Annotated in this window: 6 protein-coding genes; 4 read left to right on the top strand and 2 right to left on the bottom strand. The window is 68.3% G+C overall.

Translation table 11 applies throughout. The features are described 5' to 3' along the window. Window positions 1–538 (bottom strand): acyl-ACP desaturase (locus tag ACFWPJ_RS18265; protein ID WP_378852795.1); only part of this gene is annotated, 538 nt, incomplete at its 3' end. 129 nt (window positions 539–667) lie between these two features. On the opposite strand from ACFWPJ_RS18265, the gene ACFWPJ_RS18260 reads away from it, so the two are divergent. The 3 genes from ACFWPJ_RS18260 to ACFWPJ_RS18250 are packed head-to-tail and all read left to right on the top strand — an operon-like array spanning window position 668 to window position 3,247. Further along, window positions 668–1,198 carry a PH domain-containing protein gene (locus ACFWPJ_RS18260; protein WP_378852793.1) on the top strand — a complete coding sequence of 177 codons (531 nt, stop codon included), beginning with the start codon at window positions 668–670 and terminating at the stop codon, window positions 1,196–1,198. Window positions 1,199–1,238: 40 nt separating this feature from the next. Next, window positions 1,239–1,940, top strand: coding sequence for a response regulator transcription factor (locus tag ACFWPJ_RS18255; protein ID WP_378852791.1), 702 nt, complete (start codon window positions 1,239–1,241; stop codon window positions 1,938–1,940). Then, window positions 1,940–3,247 (top strand): sensor histidine kinase, encoded by a 1,308-nt coding sequence (locus tag ACFWPJ_RS18250; RefSeq protein ID WP_378852789.1) that lies wholly within the window; start codon window positions 1,940–1,942, stop codon window positions 3,245–3,247. Before ACFWPJ_RS18255 ends, ACFWPJ_RS18250 begins: the two co-directional genes overlap by 1 nt. A 3-nt stretch (window positions 3,248–3,250) precedes the next feature. Here the strand turns inward: ACFWPJ_RS18250 and ACFWPJ_RS18245 are convergent, their stop codons facing one another. Further along, on the bottom strand, window positions 3,251–3,799 hold the full coding sequence (locus tag ACFWPJ_RS18245) for a GtrA family protein (RefSeq protein ID WP_378852787.1): 549 nt from the start codon (window positions 3,797–3,799) through the stop codon (window positions 3,251–3,253). 39 nt (window positions 3,800–3,838) lie between these two features. Here ACFWPJ_RS18245 and ACFWPJ_RS18240 point away from each other — a divergent pair, with 39 nt between their 5' ends. After that, entirely contained in the window at window positions 3,839–5,065 is a 1,227-nt protein-coding gene (locus ACFWPJ_RS18240) for a 5-(carboxyamino)imidazole ribonucleotide synthase (RefSeq protein ID WP_378852785.1), read from the top strand. Window positions 5,066–5,220 lie beyond the last annotated feature (155 nt).

Raw genomic sequence — 5,220 nt, 5'->3', positions numbered from 1 at the left:
CGATCGGGTGGTCGCAGACGCGACCGGTATTGCGGTGGCTGACCCGGGTGGCCAGCTCCTGGAACGTCACATACGCGACATTGACCAGGAATCCGCCCCAGTTCGCCGGCGCGTGCGCGCCCTGGGTCATGTGGATCATCCTGGCCTCTTCCAGGGCGACCGGGTCGACGCCGCGGGTGACGACCAGATAGTCGCGGATCACGATGCCGTGCCGGTTCTCCTCGGCGGTCCAGCGGCCGACCCAGGTGCCCCATGCGCCGTCCTGGGAGAAGTTCTCGGCGATCTCGCGGTGGTAGGACGGCAGATTGTCCTCGGTGAGCAGGTTGGTGATCATCGCGGCCTTGGCGACGTCGGTGAGCCTGGATTGTCCCGGCTCCCAATCGATTCCGCCCATGGCCGCGAAATTGCGGCCCTCGTCCCACGGGACGTAATCGTGCGGATTCCAGTCCTTGGCGATGGAAAGGTGCCGGTTGAGATTCTGTTCGGCCACCGGCTCGAGGGCGGTGAGGATTTCGAGCTGAGTCAGAGCTTTGGTCACGCGTGCCTCCACTGTCGGGTGTCGAGCAAGGGAGAATTGGGCAAAACCTGGCATCTAGCGTGGAATCCACAGTATCGCCTCGGCCGTGGCATCGGGAAATGCGGCCTCGCAACGGGGTATCGTTCGGCCATGGGGTACCCGGAGGACGTTCTCGCGCCCGAGGAACAACTGATCCTGCATCGTCACCCGCACTGGAAGATGCTGGTGTGGCCGGTCGTCACACTCATCGGCGGCACCGCGATCGCCGGTTTCCTCGGCGGGCTCGCCTGGCGCAATACCGAGGGGTCGGTGCGCACGGTGCTGCTGCTGCTCATCGGGCTGATCTGGCTCGGGCTCATCCTGTGGCGCTGTGTCGGCAAGGTGATCAGCTGGAAGTCCACGCATTTCATCATCACCGACCGGCGCGTGCTGGTGCGCCAGGGCGTGATCACCCACACCGGCATCGACATCCCGCTCAGCCGCATCTCCAGCGTGCAGTTCGAACACGGGGTGTTCGACCGGCTGCTCGGTACCGGCACGCTGATCATCGGCTCGTCGTCGGAGGAACCGCTCGAATACGACGACATCCCGCAGGTGCAGCAGGTGCACGCGCTGCTTTACCACGAGGTGTTCGAGGCGGGCAGCGCTCGCCGTGACCAGTCGTGGGGCGGTTACCGGTGAGCTTGCGGCCCGCCGCGATCATCATCCGTAATCTGAGCACATGACCGCCGTACTGCTCGCCGAAGACGATGAGGCGATCGCCGCGCCGCTCTCGCGCGCCCTCGGCCGCGAGGGTTACACCGTCACCGTCGAGCGGTTCGGCCCCGCGGTGCTGCGCCGCGCCCTCGAGGGCAATCACGACCTGCTGATCCTCGATCTCGGCCTGCCCGGCATGGACGGGCTCGAGGTGTGCAGGCAGGTCAGGGCCAGCGGCGCCGATCTGGCGGTGCTGATGCTCACCGCGCGCACCGACGAGGTCGACTTCGTCGTCGGTCTCGACGCCGGCGCCGACGACTATGTCGGCAAGCCGTTCCGGCTGGCCGAGCTGCTGGCCCGGGTGCGAGCCCTGCTGCGGCGCAGCGGAATCGGTGACGACGCGGTGGAGGTCGGCGGGATCCGGCTAGAGCCGGCGGCGCGGCGCGTGCTGGTCAACGGGGCCGAGGTGAACCTGGCCAACAAGGAGTACGAGCTGCTCAAGGTGCTCATCGACCGGGCCGGTCAGGTGGTGGCGCGCGAGACGATCCTGCGTGAGGTGTGGGGCGACGCCGATCTGCGCGGCTCCAAGACCCTCGACATGCATATGTCCTGGTTGCGCCGCAAGATCGGCGACGAAGGGCCGATGGCGGAGCGGCGCATCGTCACGGTGCGCGGTGTCGGGTTCCGGTTGAACACCGACGGGCCGTCCACCGCGAGCAGGGGCTAGTGCGCCGCCGCATCCTGCGCTCGATCCTGACCGTGCTGACCATCACCACGGTGGTGCTCGGCGTGCCGCTGATCTACACGGCGTGGCTGTGGGTCGAGGACATCACCCGCAACGATCTGCAGAGCCGCCTGGAACGGGTCGCCGCCGAGGTGATCGCCCAGGAGCGCGTCGACGGGACCGTGCACGACGGCCTCGACGTGCGCGCCATGCGGGCCCTGGTACCCGAGGGCGGCAAGCTGACGATCGTCTACCCGGCGCCGCACGACAATGCCGCGCGCACCGATATCGGCGTCGAGTACGTCGAGGATCCGCTGGTCGAGTCGCTGTCGATGGGCACGTCGGGTTCGCTGCGGCTCGAGGTGCCCGCCGGGCCGATGCACTCCCGCCAGGAGCAGGCCGTGGCCGCGGTCGCGCTGGCCGTGCTCGCCTCCCTCGGCGCCGCGTTCTCGGTCGCGGTGGTGACCGCGCGCCGGGTCGCCGACCCGCTGCGTGACGTGGCCGCCCGCGCCGCCCGGCTGGCGATGGGCGACTTCCGGCCCGACCCGCGCAGGCACGGTATCGCCGAACTCGACCGCGTCTCCGACGTGCTCGACTCGGCGACCGTCGAGATCGCGGGCCGCCTGCAACGCGAGCACGCGCTGGTCGCCGACGTCTCGCATCAGCTGCGCAGCCGGCTGACCGCGGTGCGCCTGCGCCTGGACGAGCTGTCCACGCACGCCGATCCCGAGGTCGTGCACGAGGCAGAGGAGGCCATGGCCCAGGTCGACCGGCTCACCGAGGCCATCGACGACCTGGTCCGCGCCTCCCGCGACGAGGACGCCGCCGACCGCGATCCCGTCCCGGTGATGGCCGAACTGCGCGGCGTGATGGCCGAGTGGGCCCACCCCTTCACGGAGGAGGGCCGCGAGCTGCGCCTGATCGGCGACGAGTCTCTGCGTGCCCCCATCACCGGGTCGCGGCTGCGCGAGGCCGTGGCGGTGCTGGTCGACAATGCCCTGATGCACGGGGGTGGCACCTGCACGGTATCGGTGCGCACGGTGCCGACGATGAGCTCACGCGATCCGCTGATCTGCGTGGAGGTGGCCGACGAGGGGGAAGGCATCCGCGACGAGCTCGCGCCGCACATCTTCGACCGTGGGTTCTCGGCGGGCGGGTCGACCGGTGTCGGCCTGGCACTGGCTCGTGCCCTGGTGGAAGCGGACGGTGGCCGTCTCGAGCTCCAGCGTCGCCGTCCCGCGCTGTTCGCGGTGTTCCTCGGCTCGAAGGTCAACCGGCCGCCGAACGCGACGCTGACCGAGCCGCGCTGACACTCAGCTGTGGCCGAGGTGCTCTTGCTCTTCCTCGATCAGGTCCTCGAGCTCGGCGACGATCTCGTTCATCTCGTCGGGGAACACCCAGCGGCGCATCGCCCAGAACCGGAACGCCATCTGCAGCAGGTTGCCGATGATGAACGCGCTGACGAAGTCGGCGACGTTCTCGGCCAGAAAGCTCACGTTCGGCTGCCGCAGGTCGAACACGTAGCTCGAGATCCACAGCGGGATATTGCTCAGGATCACGCCGATGCCGCTGACACCGAAGAACAGCAACGCCTCGTGATGTTTCTCTCGCCCGCCGCGATTCTTGAACGACCATTCGCGGTTGAGAATGTAGGACGCGATCACCGCGACCACGCCGGAAATGATCTTGGCGGTGACCGGTTTCTCGGCTAGGACCGTCCATTTCAGCAGGTAGAACAGGCCGCTGTCGATCACGAACGTCGTTGCGCCGACGATGGCGAACTTGATCAGCTCTTTTTGCCGGAACGCTAGCTCGCGCAGGCGCGGGGGAAGGACGCTGACCACGTCGTCGACGATTGACACGAGTTCCGAGTGTACCGGTCGCAAAGATTCGCTTTCGACATGACAACATTGCACGACGTGAGTGCACGTTCGTTCGATCCGTCTGCCATGCCCACCGTCACGATGGTCGGTGGTGGCCAGCTCGCGCGTATGACACACCAGGCCGCGGTCGCCCTCGGCCAGCGTCTGCGGGTGCTGGCCGAGCGTCCCGACGACCCCGCCGCGCAGGTCACCCCTGACGTGGTGCTGGGCAGCCACGACGACCTGTCCGCGCTGCGTCGCGCGGCGAACGGGTCGCACGCGCTGACCTTCGACCACGAGCATGTGCCGACGGCGCACCTCGAAGTCCTGGTCGCCGAGGGCGTGAACGTGGCGCCGCCGCCGCAGGCCCTGATCTTCGCCCAGGACAAGCTCGCCATGCGGAACAAGCTGTCCGCGCTCGGGCTGCCGGTGCCCGCGTTCGTCGAGGTCACCGCGCCCGCCGACGCGATCGCCTTCGGCGACGAGCACGGCTGGCCGTTCGTCCTCAAGGCGGTCCGCGGCGGCTACGACGGTCGTGGCGTGTGGATGCCCGCCGACGCGGCCGAGGCCGAGCGGCTGGTCACCGACCAGCTCGCGCACGGTGTGCAGCTGCTCGCCGAGGCGAAGGTCGACCTCAAGCGCGAGCTGTCGGCGATGGTGGCGCGCTCGCCGTTCGGGCAGGCCGCGACCTGGCCGGTGGTGGAGACCGTGCAGCGCAACGGTCAGTGCGCGGTGGTCATCGCGCCCGCGCCCGACCTGTCCGAGGAGCTGGGCGCGCGCGCCGAGACGATGGCGCTGGAACTGGCCGCCGGGCTGGGTGTCGTCGGCGTGATGGCGGTCGAGCTGTTCGAGACCCACGACGGCGAGGTGCTGGTCAACGAGCTCGCGATGCGCCCGCACAACTCCGGCCACTGGGGCATGGACGGCGCCCGCACCGGCCAGTTCGAGCAGCACCTGCGTGCCGTTCTCGACTACCCGCTCGGCGATACCAGCCCGCTGGCGCCGGTGACGGTGATGGCCAACATCCTCGGCGCGGCCGAGGCGCCCGAGATGTCGATGGACGAGCGGCTGCACCACCTGTTCGCCCGCCTGCCGCAGGCGAAGGTCCACCTGTACGGCAAGGGCGAGCGGCCCGACCGCAAGATCGGCCACATCAACATCCTCGGCGACGATGTCACCGAGGTGCGGGAGCAGGCCGAACGCGCGGCGCACTGGATGTCGCACGCCGTCTGGACCGACGGCTGGGACCCCCATAACGGAGCCTGAAGACCACCCTCATCGTGACCACCACGTTTCGGCCGCCTCGCATCCGAGGGGCGAGACGGAACAAAAATGCATAAGAAATAAAGGCAAGGAGGTAGGTTATAGAGGAAGAAAAACAAGGGGTCGCTAAACCCACACAAAAAATGAGAAGAGTTACA

Origin of the sequence: Nocardia sp. NPDC058497, from assembly GCF_042720195.1 — a bacterium.
GTDB lineage: Bacteria > Actinomycetota > Actinomycetes > Mycobacteriales > Mycobacteriaceae > Nocardia.
The sequence above is the reverse complement of the archived record's forward strand: the minus strand, read 5'-3'. Positions and strand labels throughout refer to the sequence as shown.